Below are 20,579 nucleotides of genomic sequence, written 5' to 3'. Positions count from 1 at the left end.
CCCCTCTCAATGCCAAGCCCCCAATATCTGGAGCGTAACGATGGATTTTAACCTTACAGAAGACCAGCAGGCGTTTCGCGAGGCAGCCCAGGCGTTTGCGGAAAAGTCCATGGCGCCGTTCGCGGCAAAATGGGACGACGAACATATCTTTCCGAAAGACGTGCTCAAAGAAGCCGGCGAGATGGGTTTCATGGGCATGTACACTCCCGAAGCCCTCGGTGGCATGGGCCTTTCCCGGCTGGACACCTCGGTTATTGTGGAAGAGCTTGCCGCTGCCTGCCCCTCAACGGCTGCGTTTATCACCATTCACAACATGGCCACCTGGATGGTTGCCAGCTTTGCATCAGACGACCTGAAGCAGGAGATCGTGCCGAAACTCGCCAGTGGCGAATGGCTCGCCTCTTACTGTCTGACTGAGCCGGGTGCCGGCTCAGACGCGGCCAGTCTTCGTACCAAGGCGGTACGGGATGGCGACAGCTATGTGATCAATGGCAGTAAAGTGTTCATTTCCGGCGCCGGCGAGACCGATGTGCTAGTGCTTATGGCCCGGACCGGAGCGCCGGATTCCGGTTACAAAGGCATATCCACCTTCGTGATTCCTGCGGATGCCGATGGCGTTTCCTACGGCAAGAACGAAGAGAAAATGGGCTGGCACAGTCAGCCAACCCGAATGATCAGCCTCGAGAATGTGCGCATTCCCGCCAGTAACCGTGTTGGTGACGAGGGCGACGGGTTTGCAATCGCCATGAAAGGTCTCGATGGCGGGCGCCTGAACATCGCCACCTGTTCCCTCGGTGGCGCCCAGGCGGCCCTGCTGCGGGCCCGTAACTACATGCACGAGCGCGAACAGTTTGGCAAGCCGCTGGCCGCTTTCCAGGCTTTGCAGTTCAAGCTGGCCGATATGGCCACCAACCTGGTTGCCGCACGGCAGATGGTTCGTTTGGGTGCCTTCAAGCTCGACAACGCCGACCCGGAAGCGACATTGCACTGTGCCATGGCCAAGCGTTTTGCTACTGACGCCTGTTTCGAGGTGGTTAACGAAGCACTGCAGCTTCATGGTGGCTATGGCTATATTCGCGAGTACCCGTTGGAGCGCTACTTGCGCGACCTGCGAGTACACCAGATTCTTGAAGGTACCAACGAAATCATGCGCCTGATTGTTGCCCGTCGTCTGCTCGACGATGGCGTGGCCGAAGCGATTCAATAAGGAGATCCTCATGAGCGATCTTATCCAGCTCGAAAAACGCGGACACATCGCGGTACTGACCATCAACAATCCGCCGGCCAATACCTGGACGAAGGATTCCCTGATTGCCCTGACGAACATCGTCAAGGAACTGAACGAAGACCGGAATATCTTTGCCCTGGTGATGACCGGCCAGGGTGAGAAGTTCTATTCCGCTGGCGCCGATCTGAAAACCTTCGCCGATGGCGACAAGGCTCGGGCCAATGAGATGGCGCAACTGTTCGGCGAGGCCTTCTCCACGCTGGGTCGCTTCCGTGGTGTATCCATCGCAGCGGTGAACGGCTATGCCATGGGTGGCGGCCTGGAATGTGCCATGGCCTGCGATATCCGCATCGCCGAAGAACATGCCCAGATGGCACTGCCAGAAGCTGGCGTGGGCCTGTTGCCCTGCGCCGGCGGCACCCAGAACCTGCCCTGGCTGGTAGGTGAGGGCTGGGCCAAGCGGATGATTCTGTGCGGTGAACGCGTAAAAGCCGATACAGCCTTGAGAATTGGTCTGGTGGAAGAAGTAGTCCCGACCGGGCAGAGCCTTGATAAAGCCCTGGAACTTGCCGAAATGGCTTGCAAGCAAAGCCCGTCGTCCACCGCCCGTTGCAAGACCCTGGTGATGAGCGCCCGCGATGGTCGCAGCCACGACGACGCCTGGCGGATGGAGCGGGAGCTGTTCGTTGAGCTGTTTTCCACTGAAGACCAGAAAGAAGGCGTGAACGCGTTTCTCGACAAGCGCAAACCGGAATGGAAAAACCGCTGAAGTCCGCTGTAAACGCTGGCTCAAGGACCTGTTATGAGTGATCAACCCATTATCTTTGAAGAATGGAAGACGGGCGATGGCGCGCTGATCGCCGTGGCCCGGCTGAATACGCCAAAGGCGCTGAACTCGCTGTCTCTGGAGATGATCCGGTTGCTGACTCCGCAACTGAAGCGTTGGGCGGAGGACCCCGCAATCCAGGCCGTCTGGCTGGAATCCGAGGGCGACAAGGCGTTCTGTGCCGGGGGCGACATCGTTGCCCTGTATCGCAGCATGACCGAGCCCCAGGGTGCCAGTGAGGGCGAGGCATTCTTCACCGAAGAGTATGAGCTGGATTACCTGATCCATACCTTCCCGAAACCGCTCATTTGCTGGGGCCACGGCATCGTAATGGGTGGCGGCATGGGCATCATGCAGGGGGCTTCTCACCGGGTGGTGACTGAAGCCTCAAAACTTGCCATGCCCGAAATAACTATCGGTCTTTACCCCGATGTGGCTGCCGGCTGGTTTCTCAACCGGACCCCGGGTCGTACAGGTTTATTTCTGGGCCTGACCGGTGCCCGCCTCAACGGTGCCGATGCCATCTTCACTGACCTGGCGGACCGCTTCATCCGGCACGATCTGAAAGCCGATGTCGTTGCCGAGCTGTGTAAGCGCAACTGGCAGGGCGAGGAACCCCACGCGGTGGTCGGCAGTGTGCTTCGCCAATACGAGCGTGAAAGCGCCGATGCCATGCCGGAATCACCGGTTCGCACTCATTTCGATGAGATCAACCGGGTGACCGATGCCGACTCTCTGGAAGCGACTGTTAACCAGTTGAAAGAGCTGTCCGGTGGCGACGGATGGGTGGCGAAAGCGACCCGCTCCCTCGCCGCTGCGTCGCCCACCTCCCTGGCTCTGGTGTGGCGTCATCTGCACGGCTGCAAACACGATAGCCTGAAAGAGGTGCTCGACAAGGAGCTGGTGCTCTCCACGAAGTGCCTGACCAAAGGAGAATTCGCCGAGGGAATCCGTGCGCTCCTTATCGACAAGGACCAGCAGCCTCGCTGGCGGTATGCGACCCTTGCCGAAATGGATAGCATCTGGATTGATGATTTTTTTGAATGATAGCTGGCCTGGTTGTCGGATTACGCTTTGCTAATCCGACCTACGGTTTGGCTACGCTTCGGGTGGGTCGGATTAGCAAAGCGTAATCCGACAAACACCCAAAATATAAGAACAAGGAGAATGAACATGGCAAAAATCACCTTCATTGGCCTCGGTAACATGGGCGGCCCCATGGCCAGTAACCTGGTAAAAGCGGGCCACGAGGTCACCGTATTCGACCTGTCCAAGGACGCTGTCGCGGCTCTGGTGTCCGAAGGCGCAAAAACCGCAGACACTGCCCACGAAGCAGCCAGTGGTGCTGAATGTGTCATCACCATGCTGCCCGCCGGGCAGCACGTGGAAGCGGTCTATCTGGGTGACGATGGTCTGCTGGCGAAACTGCCGGCTGGTACCCTCGTTATCGACTCCTCCACCATCGCACCGGAAACAGCGCGGGGCGTTGCCGAATTGGCGAGAGCGAAGGACATTCCGTTCCTCGATGCGCCAGTTTCAGGCGGTGTGGGCGGTGCCAAGGCCGGGACGCTGACGTTCATTTGCGGCGGCTCCGAAGAGGCTTTCAACAAAGCCAAGCCGATTCTCGACGCCATTGGCAAGAACATCTTCCACGCCGGTGACCATGGCTCCGGCCAGGTGGCCAAGATCTGCAACAACATGCTGTTGGCCATCCTTATGTCCGGTACCAGCGAAGCGCTGGCATTGGGCGTAAAGAATGGTCTCGATCCAGCGGTGCTCTCGGAAATCATGAAGCAGAGTTCCGGTGGCAACTGGGCGTTGAACGTCTACAACCCTTGGCCGGGCGTGATGGAAGGCGTCCCAGCGTCGAGAAATTACGAGGGCGGTTTCCTTGTGAACCTGATGACCAAGGATCTGGGGCTGGCATTCGACAACGCAGTGAAAAACCAGGCCTCCATTCCCATGGGCTCTCTGGCCCGAAACCTGTTCCAGCTTCACGCGGGGCAGGGCAATGGCAGCCTGGATTTCTCCAGCATCCAGCGGCTTTACAAGCCCGAGTAGAGTGTTTGGTGAACCCCCGTAACCCTCTCTCGGGTGCGCCAGTCCACTGGTGAAGGTAGACTGACCGTTGTGAACGCTGGCCTGGAATTTTCCGGGCCAGTTTATTTCCACGGTATGCAGGGTTCATCATGGACGACCAATCCACAAATAAGGAACCAGCGGACGAGAAAAAGCGTCTGTTGATTTCATCGGATCTTGCCACGCCGATATATGGTTTGTTCGGTCTGGGCATCCTGTACACCCTGTACGTGGCTCACCAGATTGTCCTGCCCATCATTCTCGCGCTAATGACAAGCCTGCTGCTCTCACCACTGGTGAAGAAGGCATACGTTAAGTGGCGGATTCCCCGGATGATCAGCTCGCTGGTTTTCGTGCTCCTGGTGCTGGCTGGAATCGTCGGCATCACACTGGCCGTTGCGACGCCCGCCCTGAAGTGGGTTGAGGAAGTGCCCCAGGGGATATCTAGGTTGCTGGTGGGCGAGAGCGAAATCAGTCGACAGATCGCCAGAGTCACGGAGTCCGCGGAGCAGGTTGAAAAGTCCGTTGAGGAACTCTCGGAGTCAGAACAGCAACAGCCAACGGCGGTTGTTCTGCAAACGGACTCCTGGCGCAACCAATTGATGACCAAGGCCCGGAACGGCATCGCTGGCCTCGCGCTGGCACTGGCGTTGACCTATTTCCTGTTGGTCAGCGGTGATCGCCTGATCAAGAATTTTGTGCGTCAGCTCCCCATTGATCAGCGAAAAACGGTGTTGCGGATTACCCATGATTCCCAGCATCAGATCGCCCAGTACCTTGGCGTTCTCGGTCTGAGCAATCTCGCCGTCGGTACCACTACGGGGTTGATATGCTGGGGTGTCGGTTTGCCCGATCCGGCGGTCTGGGGCTTGGTGGCAGGTCTTGCCCGCTTTATTCCTTATCTGGGCAACATCCTCTCGATATCCATGCTCACCATAGTGTCGGCAGTCAGCCTGGACGAACTCTGGATGATGGCCATTGCCCCTCTGGGGTTCCTTGGTTTAACCACGCTCGTGGGGTTATTTATCGAACCCTGGATTCACGGCTTTCGGATGGCGATCAACCCAGTGATCATCTTTGTCTCGATCTTCTTTTGGGGCTGGCTCTGGGGGCCGGTAGGCGTGCTTCTGGCAGTGCCCCTGATGACTGTCATCCAGGTGGTACTAAAGCAGATTCCCAAGCTGCGTCCGGTCTATAAAGTGATTGCCAGGTAGTCTGATAATGGATACTCGCAACACGCACTGACACGCCGGCTAAACTCACCTATCCTCTCTGAATACCCGAAATCCAGTAAACAGGGAGGATCGTCAGCCTATGATCCCGAACACCATGAAAGCCATGGTTCTTACCGGTCACGGTGATGTCGATAAACTGGAGTACCAGGATGTGGCTGTTCCGGCCCCAGAAGCCGGACGGGTGCTTGTGCAGGTTACTGCAACTGCGAAGAACAACACCGACCGCAAAGCTCGGGAAGGGCTTTACCCCACCAAAAAAGGCGAAATGACATCCTTCCAGATGGGCGGTAAGCCTACGCTGGTGTTTCCCAGGATTCAGGGTGCGGATATCGCCGGCCGTGTCGTGGCCGTGGGTGACGGTGTGGATGAGTCCCGCATCGGCGAACGGGGCCTGCTGGATTTCAATATCTACGCCAATGACCGGCGCGACATCAATCTCACACCCGATTACTTCGGCCATGGTGCCGATGGCGGTTATGCCGAATACGTGGCGCTGCCGGCCGACCAGTTCCATCACATACCCAACGCCGAGCTGGCGGATGCCGAACTGGCGTCCATGGGGATGTGTTCCTACCAGACCGCCATGCACATGCTTACCTCTGCCAACATCAAGGCTGGCGAGCGGGTGCTGGTTACCGGTGCCAGCGGCGGCGTTGGCACCGCCCTGATCCAGCTATGTCGGATCATGGGTGCCATTCCCTATGCCCTGAGCAAACAGGATAAGGCGGCGGCTCTGCTGGAGCTGGGCGCCGAGGCTGTGCTGGATCGCTCCGATATGGGCACCTTTGTTGATCGCGTGAAAGCGGAAACCGGTGGCAAACCCATCGATGCGGTGATGGACCTGGTGGGTGGTGAGATGACCGATGTGTTCATCGACACCATGATCTTCGATATGAACGCTCGCAGTACCTACCCGCGTCTCAGTATTGCTGGTGCCAGTGGCGGCAACATCAGCGAAATCCTGTGGACGCGGATCTACCTGTACCAGGTACAGATTTTCGGGGTATCCCATGGCACCCGGGAAGAGGCGGAACAACTGATGGCCTGGATCCGGGGAAGTCAGTTGAAACCGGTTCTGCACGGTGCCTTCAGGCTCTCTGATCTGCACCGTGCAGAAGAATACTTTGTGAACCGCGGTAGCAATTATCTCGGCAAGATCGTGATCGTTCCCGACTCGCAGTGGGAAGAACACGGCCAACCCTGGTCACTGGAGAGCGCTTGATGAAACCCGAACTGACCATTCAGTTGATGGATACCCATGTCGGCGGTGATGTCAGCCGGATCGTGACCGGTGGCATTGATCCGTTGCCGGGCGATACCGTTCGGGCGCAGATGGAGTACCTGCGGGATGACGCCGATGGCCTGCGCAGACTGCTGCTGGAAGAGCCACACGGTGTGCCGGAGATGTCCGTGGATTTGCTGGTGCCGCCAACCGATCCCCGGGCTGCCGCCGGTTACATTATCATGGAGGTGATGGGCTACCCGATCTACTCAGGCTCAAACACCATCTGCACGGCCACCGCAGTGCTCGAATTGGGCATTGTTCCGAAACAAGAGGGTGAACAGAGCTTTATCCTGGAGTCTCCCGCAGGCCTGGTACAGGTTGATGCGACGGTGCACGACGGCGTGGTGGAAGCCATCACCTGTGAAGGTCTGCCCAGTTACATTCACACCTACAAGGCCAGCATCGACGTGCCCTCATTGGGCGAGATTACCTACAGTGTTGCCTACAGTGGCGGCTTTTACGCGCTGGTTGATGCGGCCAGCATGGGCTTCGACCTGACCCTGGACGAAGAGCGAAAACTGGCGGAAACCGCCCACGCCATTGTCGAGGCCATTCAGGCCGAACGGGGCTTTTCCCATTACTCCCTTGGTGATGTGGGGCCAATGCCGTTTCTGCACTTCATGGGGCCTGTGGAGCATGTGGCCGAAGGCTATTACCGGTCCCGCTCTGCAACCTATGTACATCCCGGGGTGATATGCCGGAGTACAACGGGCACCGGCACATCGGCTCGCCTGGCGCTGATGAACTATGAAGGTAGTATCAAACCGGGCGACAGGCTCGAGACCATTTCCCTGCGTGAAACCGGTTTTATCGGTGAATTTACGTCTGTTGAGGAAGTGGGGGAGTATCAGGTGATCAAGAACAGTATCACTGGCAAGGGTTATGTCATTGCCCGCTCAGACATCGTGGTCAACTGTAATGATCCCATGGTTGAGTGCGGATCCCTGCATCACATACTTTCAAGTCGCCATCACGGGAAAGTTATGTCGAAAACCTGATTTTCGCGCTTGATCCTTTCAACGGGCGCGGCAGGCATGCTGCGCCCGGTTTTCCCGCTCATAAAACCCTGCAAATCTCTTTCTTTTTGGTCTAAAGTTTACCTTTACGTAAAGTGAAGCCTGTGCTAAACCTTGACCCGTGCTTTCAATGATAAAAACAACAGGAGTTGAGAATGAGCCTTCCGGAATATACCGACGTTTACAACAACTTCGATCCTGCTGCTCTGGAAGCGGACATCCTGGATGGACGTCTGGATAGCGGGCTCAACGTATGCCACGAAATCTGCGACAAATGGGCAGATGACCCCAGTCGGGTTGCGCTGTACTACGAAACTGAAGATGGCGGTGATGGCACTCTGACTTTCGCCGAGCTGAAAGACGCCTCGGCGCGCTTTGCCAATTATCTGAAATCCCAGGGCATCGGAAAGGGCGACCGGGTGGCTGCACTCCTGCCGCGCACGCCGGAGCTGCTGATCGTTATTGCCGGTACCCTCCGTGCTGGTGCTGTGTACCAGCCACTGTTCACGGCCTTTGGTTCCGGGGCGATCGAATACCGGTTTGAGCGGGCCAGCACCAAGCTGGTGGTGACCAACCCGGAGAACCATCCCAAGCTGAACGACGTCAAGGTTTGCCCGCCGGTTGTTGGTGTCAACGCCAGTGAGATTGGTGCAGATATTCCTGATTTCGAAGAAACCCTGGCGGCCCAGTCCAGCGACTTTGAGCCTGTGATGATCACGGGCGATGATCCGTTCCTGCAGATGTTCACTTCCGGCACTGTGGGTAAGTCCAAGGGTGTTGCTGTTCCCGCCAAGGCGCTGCTGGCGTTCTATGTCTACATGAAGTACGCCATCGATCTGCAAGACGGCGACAAGTTCTGGAACGTGGCCGATCCCGGTTGGGCCTACGGTCTTTACTACGCTGTGGTGGGTCCTCTGTTGATGGGCCACGCCACGCATTTCAACCCGGGCGGTTTTACCCCGGAATCCACCTACGACATGATCCGCAAGTACAAGATCACCAACCTGGCTGCAGCGCCCACGGCCTACCGCTTGCTAAAGGCGAACGATCACGTGTTGCCGGAAGGAGAGAACCTGGGTCTTCGGGTTGCCAGCAGTGCCGGTGAGCCTCTCAACCCGGAAGTGGTGAACTGGATCCGTAACCGTCATTTCTGCCCGGTGAAAGATCACTACGGTCAGACCGAGACCGGGATGACCTGCTGCAACTTCCACGGCCTGCAGCATCCGGTTCGCGAAGGCTCCATGGGCTATGCCTCCCCCGGCCATAAAGTGGTTGCCCTGAACGAGAAGAATGAGGAAGTGGGTGAGGGTGAGGTCGGCCAGCTAGCTGTCGACGTGAAAGCTTCCCCGCTCTTCCATTTCGACGGCTACACCTGGGGTGAAAAGGATCCGTTCGTGAACGGCTACTATCTCACCGGCGACATGGTGATCAACCATGGCGATGGCTGTTTCTCCTTCAGCGGCCGGGACGACGACATCATCACCACTGCCGGTTACCGCGTGGGCCCTGCGGACGTTGAAAGCACACTGCTCGAGCATGCCGCTGTGGCCGAGTCCGGCGTTGTCGGCAAGCCGGATGAAAAGCGCGGTTCCATCATCAAAGCCTATGTGGTGATCAAGGGCGATTACGCTCTTGGAGATGAGCAGGCCCTGAAAGACGAACTTCAGGATCTGGTGCGCCGTCGTCTGTCTACCCACGCGTTCCCGCGGGAAATCGAATTCGTCGACGAACTGCCCAAGACGCCCAGCGGGAAGATCCAGCGGTTTGTCCTGCGCAATCAGGCGAAGGAAGAAACCGGCGCATGATCATCACGTTTGAAGAGCTGCAGGCCTTTCTTGACGAGCAGTTTCCGCAGGGGGAAGCCTACGGCACCCTGCAGAAGCTCGGGGATGGCTGGGCGGAAATGAGGCTGGAAGTGGATGAGGCGCATCTCAGGCCCGGGGGCACCGTCTCCGGGCCGGCCATGATGGGGTTGGCGGACGTCACCCTCTACGCGGCGCTGTTGAGCAAGATTGGCCTGGTGCCCCTGGCGGTGACCACCAACCTGAATATCAATTTTCTGCGCAAGCCGGTGGCACATCAGCCCATCTGGGCCCGTGCTACCATGCTGAAAGTCGGTCGCACCATGGGCGTGGGCGAAGTGTTCGTTTATTCCGAAGGCGCGGAAGAGCCTGTGGCTCACTCAACCATGACCTACTCCATTCCTCCAAATCGGTAACGCCATGCAGATTCGTGACATGATGGTGCCGGTAGGTGACGGTGTTGAGCTGGAAGTCAGGCGGATCCAGCACGCGGAACCGAAAGGACCGGTGCTGGTTTTTCTGCACGAATCCCTTGGCAGCATCGCCCTGTGGCGGAAGTTCCCGGAAAAACTGGCGAAAGCCACCGGCTGCGATGCTCTGATCTACAATCGACAGGGTTACGGCCACTCTTCCGACGAAGAACTTCCGCGCCCTTACGATTACCTCGAGGTTGCCGGTCATCAGGGATTGCCCAGGTTGCTGGACAGACTCGAAATCAGGGATGCTGTACTGATAGGGCACAGCGACGGCGGTTCCATTGCTCTTGTGGCTGCAGGTGCCATGGGTGATCGTGTGAAGGCCCTGGTGACCATGGCTGCGCACATCTATGCGGATCACCTCACCCTGGCTGGTATAGAGGAGATGGCCGTTCGCTATCGGGAGACGGATATCCGGGATCGCTTGGCCCGCCATCACGGCAACCGGACCGACGATATTTTTAACGCCTGGCAGACAGTATGGCGTGACGAAGGGTTCCAGTCGGCGATGGATTTCAGTCGCTGGCTGGCGGCAATCGAATGTCCGACTATGATCATTCAGGGGGAGAACGACGAGTATGGAGTGCCAGAGCAGGTCACTGACATCGTTGCTGGCATCGGGCCAAATGCTCGCGGCGTCCTTCTTGAGGATGCAGGTCATTCGCCCCACCTGGAAAAGCAGAACCAGGTAGTAGACCTTCTATACGACTTTTTGCGTAGCGAGAGTGTGCTTAAAAACTGCAATTAAGTGTTGACGTTTACGTATACGTCAATCTAATCTGGTAGTCAGATAAAACGCACAAAAATAACAAAGGTAGATTGGCTCATGAGTGAACAGTTCGTTCTGGAGACCCGTAACCTTGTCAAAGAATTCAAGGGTTTTGTTGCGGTCGACGACGTGAACCTGAAGGTTCAGAAAGGCCATATTCATGCCCTGATCGGTCCCAATGGTGCCGGCAAGACCACGGTCTTCAATCTGCTCACCAAATTCCTGATCCCGACTCGGGGCCAGATCCTGTTCAAGGGCGCAGACATCACCCCGATGAAGTCAGCCGCCATTGCCCGCCAGGGGGTTGTTCGCTCGTTTCAGATCTCAGCCGTATTCCCGCACATGACCGCGCTGGAGAACATCCGGGTTGCCTTGCAGACCTTCGAGGGCACCTCCTTCAGTTTCTGGAAATCCGGCAATTCCTTGCACAAGCTCAACCAGCGTTGCATGGAGCTTCTCGATGCCGTGGGCCTGGCCGAATTTGCCAACACCACTACCGTTGAGTTGGCTTACGGGCGCAAACGGGCGCTGGAACTGGCAACCACGCTTGCCATGGAGCCCCAACTCCTGTTGCTCGATGAGCCGACCCAGGGTATGGGTTCGGAAGACGTTGATCGTGTTGTGGAGCTTGTACGCAAGGCCGCCGAGGGACGGACTGTGCTGATGGTTGAACACAACCTCAGCGTGGTCAGCAAGCTTTGTGACCGCATTACGGTGTTGGCCCAGGGGGCGGTTCTCACCGAGGGCGATTACGCGGCAGTCTCTGCCGATCCACGGGTTCGCGAGGTCTATATGGGCAGTGCTGGTAGCGGAGAGCGCGGAACCACCGCCGACAATGATCAGGCGGAGGCAGCGCAATGACCACAAAATCCGACCGCGAGTACGAACAGCTGCGACTGTCCGGATTGCACGCCTTTTACGGCGAATCTCACATCCTCCACGGCATCGACATGGTGGTGAACCGCGGGGAACTGGTGACTTTGCTCGGGCGCAATGGCGCGGGCCGTAGCACAACGCTCAAAGCCATCATGAATATGGTCGGCCGGCGTACAGGCTCCATTATGATCAATGGTGAGGAGACAATGTCCTGTGCACCTCATCATATTGCCAGGTTGGGTGTCGGGTATTGCCCCGAACATCGGGGCATTTTTTCCTCACTGAGTGTCCAGGAGAACCTGACACTACCGCCGGTCGTGCGTAGCGGCGGCATGAGTCTGGAAGAAATATACAACATGTTCCCCAACCTCTATGAACGACGCTTCAGCCAGGGCACAAAGCTGTCCGGTGGCGAGCAGCAGATGCTGGCAATGGCGCGTATTCTGCGCACCGGCGCCAATATGCTGTTGCTGGACGAGATCACCGAGGGCCTGGCACCGGTTATTGTAGAAAAGCTGGGAGAGGTCCTGATTGCCCTGAAGAACAAGGGCCTGACCATTGTCCTGGTTGAACAGAATTTCCACTTCGCAGCACCGTTAGCCGACCGTCATTACGTTGTTGAGCACGGTCAGATTGTGGAAGAAGTCAGCGCCAACGAACTGAGTGCAAAGCAGTCGGTGCTGGATGGCTATTTGGGAGTCTGATCCCGGATAGGACGAAAGCAAGAAAAGTAACAACAACCCGAACCAACGCAAGACAGTAGCGGAGATACAACAATGACAATGATGAAAAAGCTTCTGACATCAGCCGTTGCATCAGCCATGATGGTAGGCGGAGCCCAGGCGGCCATTTCCAATGACACGGTCAAGATCGGTTATCTGGCGGACATGTCCGGCACCTACCGTGACCTGGCAGGACCGAACGGGCTGAAGGCCCTGGAAATGGCGATTGCCGATTTTGGCGGCCAGGTAAACGGTGCCAAGATTGAAGTGGTCAGCGCCGATGACCGTAACAGCCCGGATACCTCATCCAGCACAGTCCGTCGCTGGGTTGAGAACGAGGATGTAGACCTCGTAGCTGGTATGGTGGCTTCCTCTGTTTCCATCGCCGTGAGCAAGATTCTGGAAGAGCACGATCGCCTGGGTATTATCTCCGGTTCAGCGGCTTCCAGCATCACCAACGAGCACTGTACCCCGAACCACATCCACTACGTTTACGACACCTATCCGCTGGCCAACGGCACCGCCAGTGCGGTCGTTAAAGAAGGTGGCAAAACCTGGTACATGCTGACTGCCGATTACGCTTTCGGTCATGCCCTGGAAGGTGATGTGACTCGCGTGGTCGAAGCCAACGGTGGTGAAATTATTGGCTCAGTGCGCCATCCGTTCCCCACTCAGGATTTCTCATCGTTCATTCTGCAGGCCCAGGCATCCGGTGCTGATGTTATCGGTCTGGCAAACGCCGGCGCCGACACCACCAACGCCATCACCACCGCCAGTGAGTTCGGCGTAACCCAGTCAGGCCAGACTCTGGCGGCACTGCTGCTGTTCCTGACTGACGTACATGCGCTTGGCGCTCAGACGGCCCAGGGCATCCAGCTCACCACGGGTTGGTACTGGGACATGAACGATGAAACCCGTGAGTGGTCTGATCGCTTCATGGAAGAAACAGGCGTGCGTCCGACCATGGTTCACGCTGGCATCTACTCCAGCGCCATGCAGTACCTGAAAGCCGTAGAGGCCACCGGTTCTGACGATGCCCAGACTGTGCGCAAGCAGATGATGGACACTCCGATCAACGACATGTTTGCCAAGAACGGCAAGATCCGCGTTGATGGCCGCATGGTGCACGATATGTACCTGGCGGAAGTGAAGACCCCGGCCGAGTCCAAGAACGAGTGGGATCTGTACAACATTCTGCGGACCATCCCGGCCGAAGAGTCCTACCGTCCGCTCTCCGAGAGCAAGTGCAAGCTGGTCAATAACTAAAAGCGACCGTTATGGGTTCGTCCTGCAACAGGGCAGGGCGAACCCATGAAAACGGAAAAGAATAAAGCCAAAAAACAATCCCTGTGCTGCTTCTGGAGTTAGCCCAATGTCCATGATTTTCGGCGTCCCTTTAGCTGTGCTATCCGGCCAGCTCCTGATCGGAATAATCAACGGCGCCTTTTACGCCCTTCTGAGCCTTGGGCTCGCGGTCATCTTCGGTCTGCTGAAGATCATCAATTTTGCCCATGGCGCCATGTATATGCTCGGCGCCATGACCACCGTCCTGATGTTCGACTATCTGGGCGTGAATTACTGGGTCGCCTTATTGCTGGCGCCACTTCTGGTTGGTGCCTTCGGTGTCGCCATTGAATATTTTCTGCTGCGTCGCATCGCGGGGCAGGATCACATCTACAGTCTGCTGCTGACGTTCGGCGTTGCGCTGATCATCTCGGGTGTACTGGTGAACTGGTTCGGGGTTTCCGGGCTTCGCTATACCATGCCGGACATGTTCAAGGGTGGCGTAAACCTCGGCTTCATGTTCATGCCGTACTACCGGGCATGGGTCATCGTAGCGGCACTGGTCGTTTGCTTTGCAACCTGGTTCGTGATTGAGAAAACCAAGCTGGGCGCCTACCTCCGGGCCGGTACGGAAGACTCTCAATTGATGCAGGGTTTTGGCATTAACGTGCCGCTTCTGATCAGCCTCACCTACGGGTTTGGTGTTGCGCTGGCAGCCTTTGCCGGTGTTCTGGCCGCGCCCATCTACTCGGTGACGCCGGTCATGGGGTCGGCCACGCTGATTACGGTCTTCGCCGTGGTGGTTATCGGCGGTATGGGCTCCATCGGCGGCGCCATCATCACCGGTATTCTGATGGGCGTTATTGAAGGGCTCACCAAAACCTTCTACCCGCCGGCATCCTCGGCGATCATCTTCCTGGTCATGGTTCTGGTTCTTATGTTCCGGCCCAGTGGCTTGTTCGGTAAGGAGGCATAACCATGAATCAGCCAGTCAATTCCGCCGACATTCACAAGGCTATCGTTCAGGAACAGGCCGCTCAGGATCGCAAAAAGATGATGCTGAACGGTGTGCTGCTGCTCATCCTGCTGGCGGCACCGTTCATGATCTATCCGGTCTTCCTGATGAAGATCCTGTGCTTCGCGCTGTTTGCGGTGGCGTTCAACCTTCTGTTCGGCTTCACCGGCCTGTTGTCATTTGGCCACGCAGCCTTCCTGGCCACAGGGGGTTACACCACCGGTTACCTGCTCAGTAATTACAGCGGGCTCAGCACGGAGATGGGCATCATCGCCGGCACGCTCGCGGCCACAGTGCTTGGTACTGGCTTTGCTTTGCTGTCGATTCGTCGCCAGGGTATCTATTTCGCGATGGTAACCCTTGCGCTTGCCCAGCTTGTGTTCTTCTTCTTCGTCCAGTCCGAGTTCACGGGCGGTGAAGACGGCATGCACGGCATTCCCCGTGGCGAGTTGTTGGGCTTCATCAATCTCGAAGACAACCTGAACATGTATTACTTCGTTCTGGTGGTGTTCATCGCCTGCTACCTGTTGGTGCAGCGTATCGTCGGTAGTCCGTTCGGCCAGGTGCTGAAGGCGATCAAGCAGAACGAACCCCGTGCCGTCTCCCTGGGTTACAACGTGGACCGCTACAAGGTGCTCGCGTTCGTAATCTCGGCTGCCCTGGCCGGTCTGGCCGGTTCTATGAAATCCGTGGTGTTCCAGCTTGCCTCCCTGAACGATGCCCACTGGCATATGTCGGGCGAGGTCATCCTGATGACTCTGGTTGGGGGTATGGGAACACTGTTAGGACCTGTGGTTGGTGCCACCTTCGTGGTGAACATCGAGTACCAGTTGTCTCAGGGTGCCCTGCGTGACTGGGTGGACCCAATCCTCGGCGGGATCTTCGTCCTGACCGTACTGGCATTCCGTAGCGGTATCGTGGGAGAGATCCAGAAGTTTGTGAAAAAGAACCTGGGCTAAAGCCTGCTTTACCCAGGAAAATAACAGGGTCACCTCTCATGGTGGCCCTTTTTGTTGTTCGAATGGCAGGGTTTCTCTGGTTAGAACTCCGCTAAACGGCTGGGCGTTCCCACATAAACATAAACCGCGGAATCGCCGCGGAACGCTACCCGGTGAACCGACACATTCGGTTGTCCAGCCTCGTTCGAGCGAAACCGGGTCACCGTTCCAGCGTTTTCTCCATCCCGCGTTCTTTCGCCTTCCGTGCTTGTCCAGCCATTACCCAGGCATTGTCCCATCCAGTTTACGGCCGTGTTGTACCTGGTGGTCGCCACCTCGTTGTTGGGGGTGTTGCCGGAACAGACGTAGGCGCTGTCGTCATTCGCCCAGCTCCAGACTTCACAGTGTCCTTTTACAATCTGTTCCTTCGTTGTGTAGACGGTAACCGAGCTGAAACCATTGGAGCTGCCCCGGTACTGTTCAAAGCCGGAGGGATAGTCGGCAACGATTCCTTTCAATGACGTACATGGATCGTCGACGCCCAGCGAGAGGGTGTCCTGAATCGAGCATCCCGCCAGGGAAAGCCCGAGTATGGCGGCAGCGAATTTTGCGGTCTTGGGGATTGTCATTTAGTGGATCTCTGAAACGAAAGATTCAGGGAAATATAGCAAAGATTCGACTAATCTTATTTTCGACTTGATTGAACCCCGCCAAGAGACTGCCATTTCAGGGAAGACAGACGATGGAAGGCTATAAGAAATTCCGCATTGCCGTGTTTTCAGTGTTTGCAGGTTTGTTGTTGACAGGCTGTTCTGAGCCTCAGGAGCCAAAGCAAACCAATCCTGTTGCCGTTTCTGTAGTGGTGCTTGAGGCCAGTGAAATCCGGCCTTCCCGGGATTTTGTTGCCAGAACGGCCGCTTCCGCCAAAGCGGATATCACGCCGCGCATAGAAGCTGAAATCCAGGAAGTTCTTTTTACCGAGGGCGCGAAAGTCAGCCAGGGAGAGCTCCTGATCCGGCTTGAGGACACTCGCGCAAGCGCTGATCTCCAGCAGGCTGATGCTGAACTGGCTGCGGCCCGCGCCGAAGTGGATTCTGCGAGCCGAAATCTCAAACGAGGAGAAGAGGTGTCGGAGAAAGGCTTTCTGTCCGCTGCGGACCTGGACAAGCTAAAAGACCGCTTCAGCGCAGCTGAAAGCCGCCTGCAGGCTGCCCAGGCGGCCGTTCAGAAGGCAGGAAGTAACCTCGAGTACGCTGAAATACGAGCACCCTTTGATGGCTGGATCGGCCGCCTGAACTATGACGTGGGAGCAGTGGTCAGTCCCTCTTCCGGGGCCATAACGTCTGTCCAGGTTACCGACCCTGTCTACGTCGAATTCCAGATCAACGAGGCTGACTTCATCAACTTCCGCCGCAGGGGAGCAGAATCTGCTCAAGAGTTATCCAGATCCCTGGGGCTCTATCTTACCCTGCCAGACGGCGAACGCTATGAGCAGGCTGGTGTGCTGGATTTCGCCGACGTGCAGACGGACGCCAGCACTGGCACCGTTGCGATGCGAGCGGTCTTTCCCAATCCCGACGCGGTGCTGGTGCCGGGCCTCTACGTAACGCTCCGGGTTGAGGGGCAGTCGGGAGAGCCGCAGGTGCTCGTTCCTCAAGTGGCGGTTCAGGAAACCATTGAAGGTAAGTTTGTGCTGGTGGTTGATGACCAGGACCAGGTTACCCAGCATTTTATCCAGACCGGCTCCCGGGAAGGTGCGCTGCTGGTAGTTAATTCAGGGCTCGAAGCCGGTGACCGGGTGATCGTCGAGGGCCTGCAGAAAGTTCGGCCCGGAGTTACCGTCAGTGCTGTTCGAAAACAGATTGACCCGCAAACCGGGGCACTCATCCAGACGGGTGAGGCGAGCCAATGATCAGCCGGGTTTTTATCCATCGACCGAAGTTCGCGTTTGTTATTTCCATATTGATTACCCTGGCCGGGCTCCTGGCGTTACGCATTCTGCCGGTCAACATGTATCCGGACATGGCCCCGCCCCAGATCCAGGTAACCGCCTCGCTTCCCGGGGCCAGCTCCCAGGTGGTGGAGGAGGCGGTTATCCGGCCGGTAGAGCAACAGCTGAACGGGGTGGAGGGCATGATCTATATCGAGTCCACCGCCTCCAGCGATGGCTTGGCCAAGATCACTCTTACCTTCGAAAGTGGCACCGATACCGACATCGCCCAGGTGAACGTCCAGAACCGTGTTGCCCTGGCGGAACCGTTGCTGCCCGATGAGGTCCGCCGGCAGGGTGTGGTAGTCAGCAAGCAGGCCGGCAATATGCTGATAGGTATCAACCTGACGTCCGAGAGACCGGATCTGGATGGCGTGTTTCTCAGCAACTACGCCTCGAACAACCTGGTCGAAGCCCTTGGTCGGGTGCCAGGGGTGGGTTCGGCAGAAGTGATGGGTGCGAAAGACTACAGCATGCGAGTCTGGCTGGATCCTCGCCGGATGGCCTCACTGGATGTGACCGTTGCAGAGGTTGCCGCCGCGCTCCGGGAGCAGAACCAGATTGTCGCGGCGGGCAAACTCGGCCAGCCGCCCGTGCCTGCGGGCCAGCAGTTTGTCTACAGTATCCAGACCCGGGAACGCCTGTCAGATCCCGACGAGTTCGCCCAGACCATTCTCCGCTCCAGGCCCGATGGCGGCTTTGTGCGCCTGAGGGACGTCGGGCGTATCGAGCTGGGTTCGCGCTCCTATACGTCCACCGCGAAGCTGAACAATCAGGACACGGCATTCCTTGTGATCTACCAGCTTCCCGATGCCAATGCGCTGGAAGTTGCTGAACGGGTCAAAGCACTGGTTGAGGAGTCTTCAGCAAGTTTTCCGGAAGGTGTGAATTACACCGTACTTTACGACACCACGGAATTTATAAGCCGTTCCATCAGTGAAGTCATCGTTACGCTGTTCCAGGCCGTCGGCCTGGTGATCCTGGTGGTGTTCCTGTTCCTGCAGAACTGGCGTGCCACGTTGATTCCGAGTATTGCAATCCCGGTTTCCCTGATCGGCACCTTTGCCGTCATGTCGGTGCTTGGTTATTCCATCAACACCATCACGCTGTTTGGGCTGGTTCTGGCGATCGGCATTGTGGTGGACGACGCCATTGTGGTTATTGAGAACGTGGAACGCATTCTTGCTGAAGAGAGGGTGCCGATCCGCGAGGCAGTCACCAAGGCGATGGCGGAAGTTACGGGCCCTGTGATTGCCACCACGCTGGTGTTGCTCGCGGTATTTGTGCCCGTGGCTTTCATGCCGGGGATAACCGGCAAGCTCTACCAACAGTTCTCGGTCACCATTTCAGTGGCCGTGATTATTTCCTCAATCAATGCGCTTACCCTGAGCCCGGCCTTGTGCGTGGCGCTGCTTGGCAGGAGCGGGGACAAGGCCATTGGCTGGCTCCGGCCTTTCGAGGTACTGATTACGCGCACAACCAGTGGTTACTCGAAGCTGATTGTGCAGCTCCTGCGCAAAGGGGCTCTCGTTGGCGTTACCCTGGTGGTGATCCTGGTTGCCGGTGCCGGCCTGTTCAAGTCAGTGCCCTCGGCGTTCGTCCCGCCGGAAGATCAGGGCTTCCTTTTCGTGGATGTGCAGTTGCCCGATGCTGCTTCCCTGGAGCGGACGGAAGCAGTGCTCACCAAAGTAACGGACATGGTTCTGGAAGATCCGGCAGTAACTGATTTCATTACGGTATCCGGCTTCTCGCTACTGGGTGGGGCTTCCACGAACAACGGTCTAGGGATTGTCATGCTCAAAGACTGGGAGGCACGGGAAGACGCCAGTCTTGGTCTGGGCGCAGTGATTCCAAGGCTGTATTCCAGGCTCTGGACAATCCCCGAGGCACAGGTGATGGTCTTCAATCCTCCTCCGATCCCCGGGCTGGGCACTTCATCCGGCTTCGACTTCCGCCTGCAGGATAATCAGGGCAGGGACGTCTCGGAGCTGGCGCAGGTGATGAATGGCCTTATTTACGAGGCTAACCAGCGTGAGGAGCTATCCCGGGTATACAGCACCTACCGGGCGAACATTCCGCAATATCTGCTGGAGGTCGAAAGGAACAAGGCGAAGGCCCTGGGCATTGAGCTCTCGGATATCTTCTCTACCCTGCAGACCCAGCTCGGCTCGCTTTACGTGAATGACTTCACCCGGTTCGGGAAAAATTACCGTGTGCTTCTGCAAGCCGAAGGCGACTTCCGGCAGCGCCCCGAAGATCTGTCCCATTACTTTGTCCGCAACCGGGATGGCGACATGGTGCCGCTGACCACGCTGGCCTCGCTCCAGCCTGTGCTCGGGCCCTCAAGCATCCAGCATTTCAATTTGAAGCGCTCGGTAACCATCTCCGGGGAGGCGGCAGCAGGCTTTGCCAGTGGCGATGCGATCGCGACCATGGAAGAGCTCTCACAGAGCCTGCCGCAGGGGTATGAATTCAGTTGGGCCGGTCAGAGCCTGCAGGAAATTCAGGCGGGTAATCTGGCGGCGGTGATCTTCCTGCTGGCCCTGGTGTTTGTTTACCTGTTCCTGGTGGCCCAATACGAAAGCTGGACTCTCCCGGTGGCGGTGCTCGGTGCCGTGCCGTTGGCCCTTGCCGGCGCCATGGCGGGACTCTGGCTGGTGGGGCTGGCGAACAACATCTACGCCCAGGTGGGTTTGGTGCTGCTGATCGGGCTCTCCACTAAAACCGCCATCCTGATCGTGGAGTTCGCCATGCAGTTGCGCCAGTCCGGGATGTCTGCGGCCGAGGCCGCCCAGAAAGCCGCTGTTCTGCGCTTCCGGGCGGTATTGATGACTGCGCTGTCTTTTGTGCTTGGCGTCTTACCGCTCGTCTTTGCCAGCGGTGCAGGAGCGGCAAGCCGGGTAAGCCTGGGTATCACGGTTCTCAGTGGCATGGTTGCCGCAACCGTCCTTGGCACGTTGCTGGTCCCGGTGTTCTACAAGTGGATCCAGTCTGTCCGGGACCGCCGCCAGTCGGCGTAGTTCCTTACCGGTTCAGGC

Annotated in this window: 18 protein-coding genes; 17 read left to right on the top strand and 1 reads right to left on the bottom strand. The window is 57.4% G+C overall.

Annotation, left to right across the window (positions count from 1 at the left end; all coding sequences use genetic code 11):
* Positions 1-40: 40 nt before the first annotated feature.
* The 15 genes from CFT65_RS15495 (at position 41) to CFT65_RS15425 (ending at position 15,572) form a co-directional block, all read left to right on the top strand.
* On the top strand, positions 41-1,207 hold the full coding sequence (locus CFT65_RS15495) for an acyl-CoA dehydrogenase family protein (RefSeq protein ID WP_088828969.1): 1,167 nt from the start codon (positions 41-43) through the stop codon (positions 1,205-1,207).
* A gap of 10 nt (positions 1,208-1,217) precedes the next feature.
* Positions 1,218-1,997 (top strand): enoyl-CoA hydratase, encoded by a 780-nt coding sequence (locus CFT65_RS15490; protein WP_088828968.1) that lies wholly within the window; start codon positions 1,218-1,220, stop codon positions 1,995-1,997.
* A gap of 33 nt (positions 1,998-2,030) precedes the next feature.
* Positions 2,031-3,101 (top strand): enoyl-CoA hydratase/isomerase family protein, encoded by a 1,071-nt coding sequence (locus CFT65_RS15485; RefSeq protein WP_088828967.1) that lies wholly within the window; start codon positions 2,031-2,033, stop codon positions 3,099-3,101.
* Between the two features lie 126 nt (positions 3,102-3,227).
* On the top strand, positions 3,228-4,115 hold the full coding sequence (mmsB, locus tag CFT65_RS15480; protein WP_088828966.1) for a 3-hydroxyisobutyrate dehydrogenase: 888 nt from the start codon (positions 3,228-3,230) through the stop codon (positions 4,113-4,115).
* A gap of 128 nt (positions 4,116-4,243) precedes the next feature.
* Complete coding sequence (locus CFT65_RS15475) at positions 4,244-5,347, top strand: AI-2E family transporter (protein ID WP_088828965.1); 1,104 nt, start codon at positions 4,244-4,246, stop codon at positions 5,345-5,347.
* Between the two features lie 100 nt (positions 5,348-5,447).
* A complete protein-coding gene (locus CFT65_RS15470) occupies positions 5,448-6,590 on the top strand; it encodes a zinc-binding dehydrogenase (RefSeq protein ID WP_088828964.1) in 1,143 nt (380 codons plus the stop codon).
* Positions 6,590-7,651 (top strand): proline racemase family protein, encoded by a 1,062-nt coding sequence (locus tag CFT65_RS15465; protein ID WP_088828963.1) that lies wholly within the window; start codon positions 6,590-6,592, stop codon positions 7,649-7,651. Before CFT65_RS15470 ends, CFT65_RS15465 begins: the two co-directional genes overlap by 1 nt.
* 173 nt (positions 7,652-7,824) lie before the next feature.
* On the top strand, positions 7,825-9,474 hold the full coding sequence (locus CFT65_RS15460) for an AMP-binding protein (RefSeq protein WP_088828962.1): 1,650 nt from the start codon (positions 7,825-7,827) through the stop codon (positions 9,472-9,474).
* Positions 9,471-9,887 carry a PaaI family thioesterase gene (locus tag CFT65_RS15455; protein WP_088828961.1) on the top strand — a complete coding sequence of 139 codons (417 nt, stop codon included), beginning with the start codon at positions 9,471-9,473 and terminating at the stop codon, positions 9,885-9,887. The genes CFT65_RS15460 and CFT65_RS15455 overlap by 4 nt, the downstream gene beginning before the upstream one ends.
* Positions 9,888-9,891: 4 nt before the next feature.
* The gene (locus tag CFT65_RS15450) at positions 9,892-10,695 is read left to right on the top strand and encodes an alpha/beta fold hydrolase (protein WP_088828960.1); all 804 of its coding nucleotides are present in this window, start codon (positions 9,892-9,894) and stop codon (positions 10,693-10,695) included.
* Positions 10,696-10,773: 78 nt separating this feature from the next.
* The gene (locus CFT65_RS15445; protein ID WP_088828959.1) at positions 10,774-11,577 is read left to right on the top strand and encodes an ABC transporter ATP-binding protein; all 804 of its coding nucleotides are present in this window, start codon (positions 10,774-10,776) and stop codon (positions 11,575-11,577) included.
* Positions 11,574-12,296, top strand: a complete 723-nt coding sequence (locus tag CFT65_RS15440) for an ABC transporter ATP-binding protein (RefSeq protein ID WP_008175916.1) — start codon at positions 11,574-11,576, stop codon at positions 12,294-12,296. Before CFT65_RS15445 ends, CFT65_RS15440 begins: the two co-directional genes overlap by 4 nt.
* Before the next feature lie 72 nt (positions 12,297-12,368).
* Positions 12,369-13,580 (top strand): ABC transporter substrate-binding protein, encoded by a 1,212-nt coding sequence (locus CFT65_RS15435; protein ID WP_088828958.1) that lies wholly within the window; start codon positions 12,369-12,371, stop codon positions 13,578-13,580.
* 106 nt (positions 13,581-13,686) lie between these two features.
* Positions 13,687-14,574 (top strand): branched-chain amino acid ABC transporter permease, encoded by an 888-nt coding sequence (locus CFT65_RS15430; RefSeq protein ID WP_041645051.1) that lies wholly within the window; start codon positions 13,687-13,689, stop codon positions 14,572-14,574.
* A gap of 2 nt (positions 14,575-14,576) precedes the next feature.
* Positions 14,577-15,572 (top strand): branched-chain amino acid ABC transporter permease, encoded by a 996-nt coding sequence (locus CFT65_RS15425; protein WP_088828957.1) that lies wholly within the window; start codon positions 14,577-14,579, stop codon positions 15,570-15,572.
* 80 nt (positions 15,573-15,652) lie between these two features.
* On the opposite strand, the gene CFT65_RS15420 is transcribed toward CFT65_RS15425, so the two are convergent.
* Positions 15,653-16,180 carry a hypothetical protein gene (locus tag CFT65_RS15420; protein ID WP_088828956.1) on the bottom strand — a complete coding sequence of 176 codons (528 nt, stop codon included), beginning with the start codon at positions 16,178-16,180 and terminating at the stop codon, positions 15,653-15,655.
* 113 nt (positions 16,181-16,293) lie between these two features.
* On the opposite strand from CFT65_RS15420, the gene CFT65_RS15415 reads away from it, so the two are divergent.
* On the top strand, positions 16,294-17,463 hold the full coding sequence (locus CFT65_RS15415; protein ID WP_088828955.1) for an efflux RND transporter periplasmic adaptor subunit: 1,170 nt from the start codon (positions 16,294-16,296) through the stop codon (positions 17,461-17,463).
* Positions 17,460-20,561, top strand: a complete 3,102-nt coding sequence (locus CFT65_RS15410) for an efflux RND transporter permease subunit (RefSeq protein ID WP_088828954.1) — start codon at positions 17,460-17,462, stop codon at positions 20,559-20,561. The genes CFT65_RS15415 and CFT65_RS15410 overlap by 4 nt, the downstream gene beginning before the upstream one ends.
* Positions 20,562-20,579: the final 18 nt, after the last annotated feature.

This window comes from Marinobacter sp. es.048, assembly GCF_900188435.1.
In the GTDB taxonomy this organism is placed as follows: Bacteria; Pseudomonadota; Gammaproteobacteria; order Pseudomonadales; family Oleiphilaceae; genus Marinobacter.
Note: the sequence above shows the minus strand (reverse complement) of the source record. Positions and strands in the feature narration are given on the sequence as shown.

Excerpts from the sequence above, each read along its gene's own strand:
- CFT65_RS15495 (WP_088828969.1), top strand. The coding sequence starts at position 41 with ATGGATTTTAACCTTACAGAAGACCAGCAGGCGTTTCGCGAGGCAGCC.
- CFT65_RS15490 (WP_088828968.1), top strand. The coding sequence starts at position 1,218 with ATGAGCGATCTTATCCAGCTCGAAAAACGCGGACACATCGCGGTACTG.
- CFT65_RS15485 (WP_088828967.1), top strand. The coding sequence starts at position 2,031 with ATGAGTGATCAACCCATTATCTTTGAAGAATGGAAGACGGGCGATGGC.
- mmsB (WP_088828966.1), top strand. The coding sequence starts at position 3,228 with ATGGCAAAAATCACCTTCATTGGCCTCGGTAACATGGGCGGCCCCATG.
- CFT65_RS15475 (WP_088828965.1), top strand. The coding sequence starts at position 4,244 with ATGGACGACCAATCCACAAATAAGGAACCAGCGGACGAGAAAAAGCGT.
- CFT65_RS15470 (WP_088828964.1), top strand. The coding sequence starts at position 5,448 with ATGATCCCGAACACCATGAAAGCCATGGTTCTTACCGGTCACGGTGAT.
- CFT65_RS15465 (WP_088828963.1), top strand. The coding sequence starts at position 6,590 with ATGAAACCCGAACTGACCATTCAGTTGATGGATACCCATGTCGGCGGT.
- CFT65_RS15460 (WP_088828962.1), top strand. The coding sequence starts at position 7,825 with ATGAGCCTTCCGGAATATACCGACGTTTACAACAACTTCGATCCTGCT.
- CFT65_RS15455 (WP_088828961.1), top strand. The coding sequence starts at position 9,471 with ATGATCATCACGTTTGAAGAGCTGCAGGCCTTTCTTGACGAGCAGTTT.
- CFT65_RS15450 (WP_088828960.1), top strand. The coding sequence starts at position 9,892 with ATGCAGATTCGTGACATGATGGTGCCGGTAGGTGACGGTGTTGAGCTG.
- CFT65_RS15445 (WP_088828959.1), top strand. The coding sequence starts at position 10,774 with ATGAGTGAACAGTTCGTTCTGGAGACCCGTAACCTTGTCAAAGAATTC.
- CFT65_RS15440 (WP_008175916.1), top strand. The coding sequence starts at position 11,574 with ATGACCACAAAATCCGACCGCGAGTACGAACAGCTGCGACTGTCCGGA.
- CFT65_RS15435 (WP_088828958.1), top strand. The coding sequence starts at position 12,369 with ATGACAATGATGAAAAAGCTTCTGACATCAGCCGTTGCATCAGCCATG.
- CFT65_RS15430 (WP_041645051.1), top strand. The coding sequence starts at position 13,687 with ATGTCCATGATTTTCGGCGTCCCTTTAGCTGTGCTATCCGGCCAGCTC.
- CFT65_RS15425 (WP_088828957.1), top strand. The coding sequence starts at position 14,577 with ATGAATCAGCCAGTCAATTCCGCCGACATTCACAAGGCTATCGTTCAG.
- CFT65_RS15420 (WP_088828956.1), bottom strand. The coding sequence starts at position 16,180 with ATGACAATCCCCAAGACCGCAAAATTCGCTGCCGCCATACTCGGGCTT.
- CFT65_RS15415 (WP_088828955.1), top strand. The coding sequence starts at position 16,294 with ATGGAAGGCTATAAGAAATTCCGCATTGCCGTGTTTTCAGTGTTTGCA.
- CFT65_RS15410 (WP_088828954.1), top strand. The coding sequence starts at position 17,460 with ATGATCAGCCGGGTTTTTATCCATCGACCGAAGTTCGCGTTTGTTATT.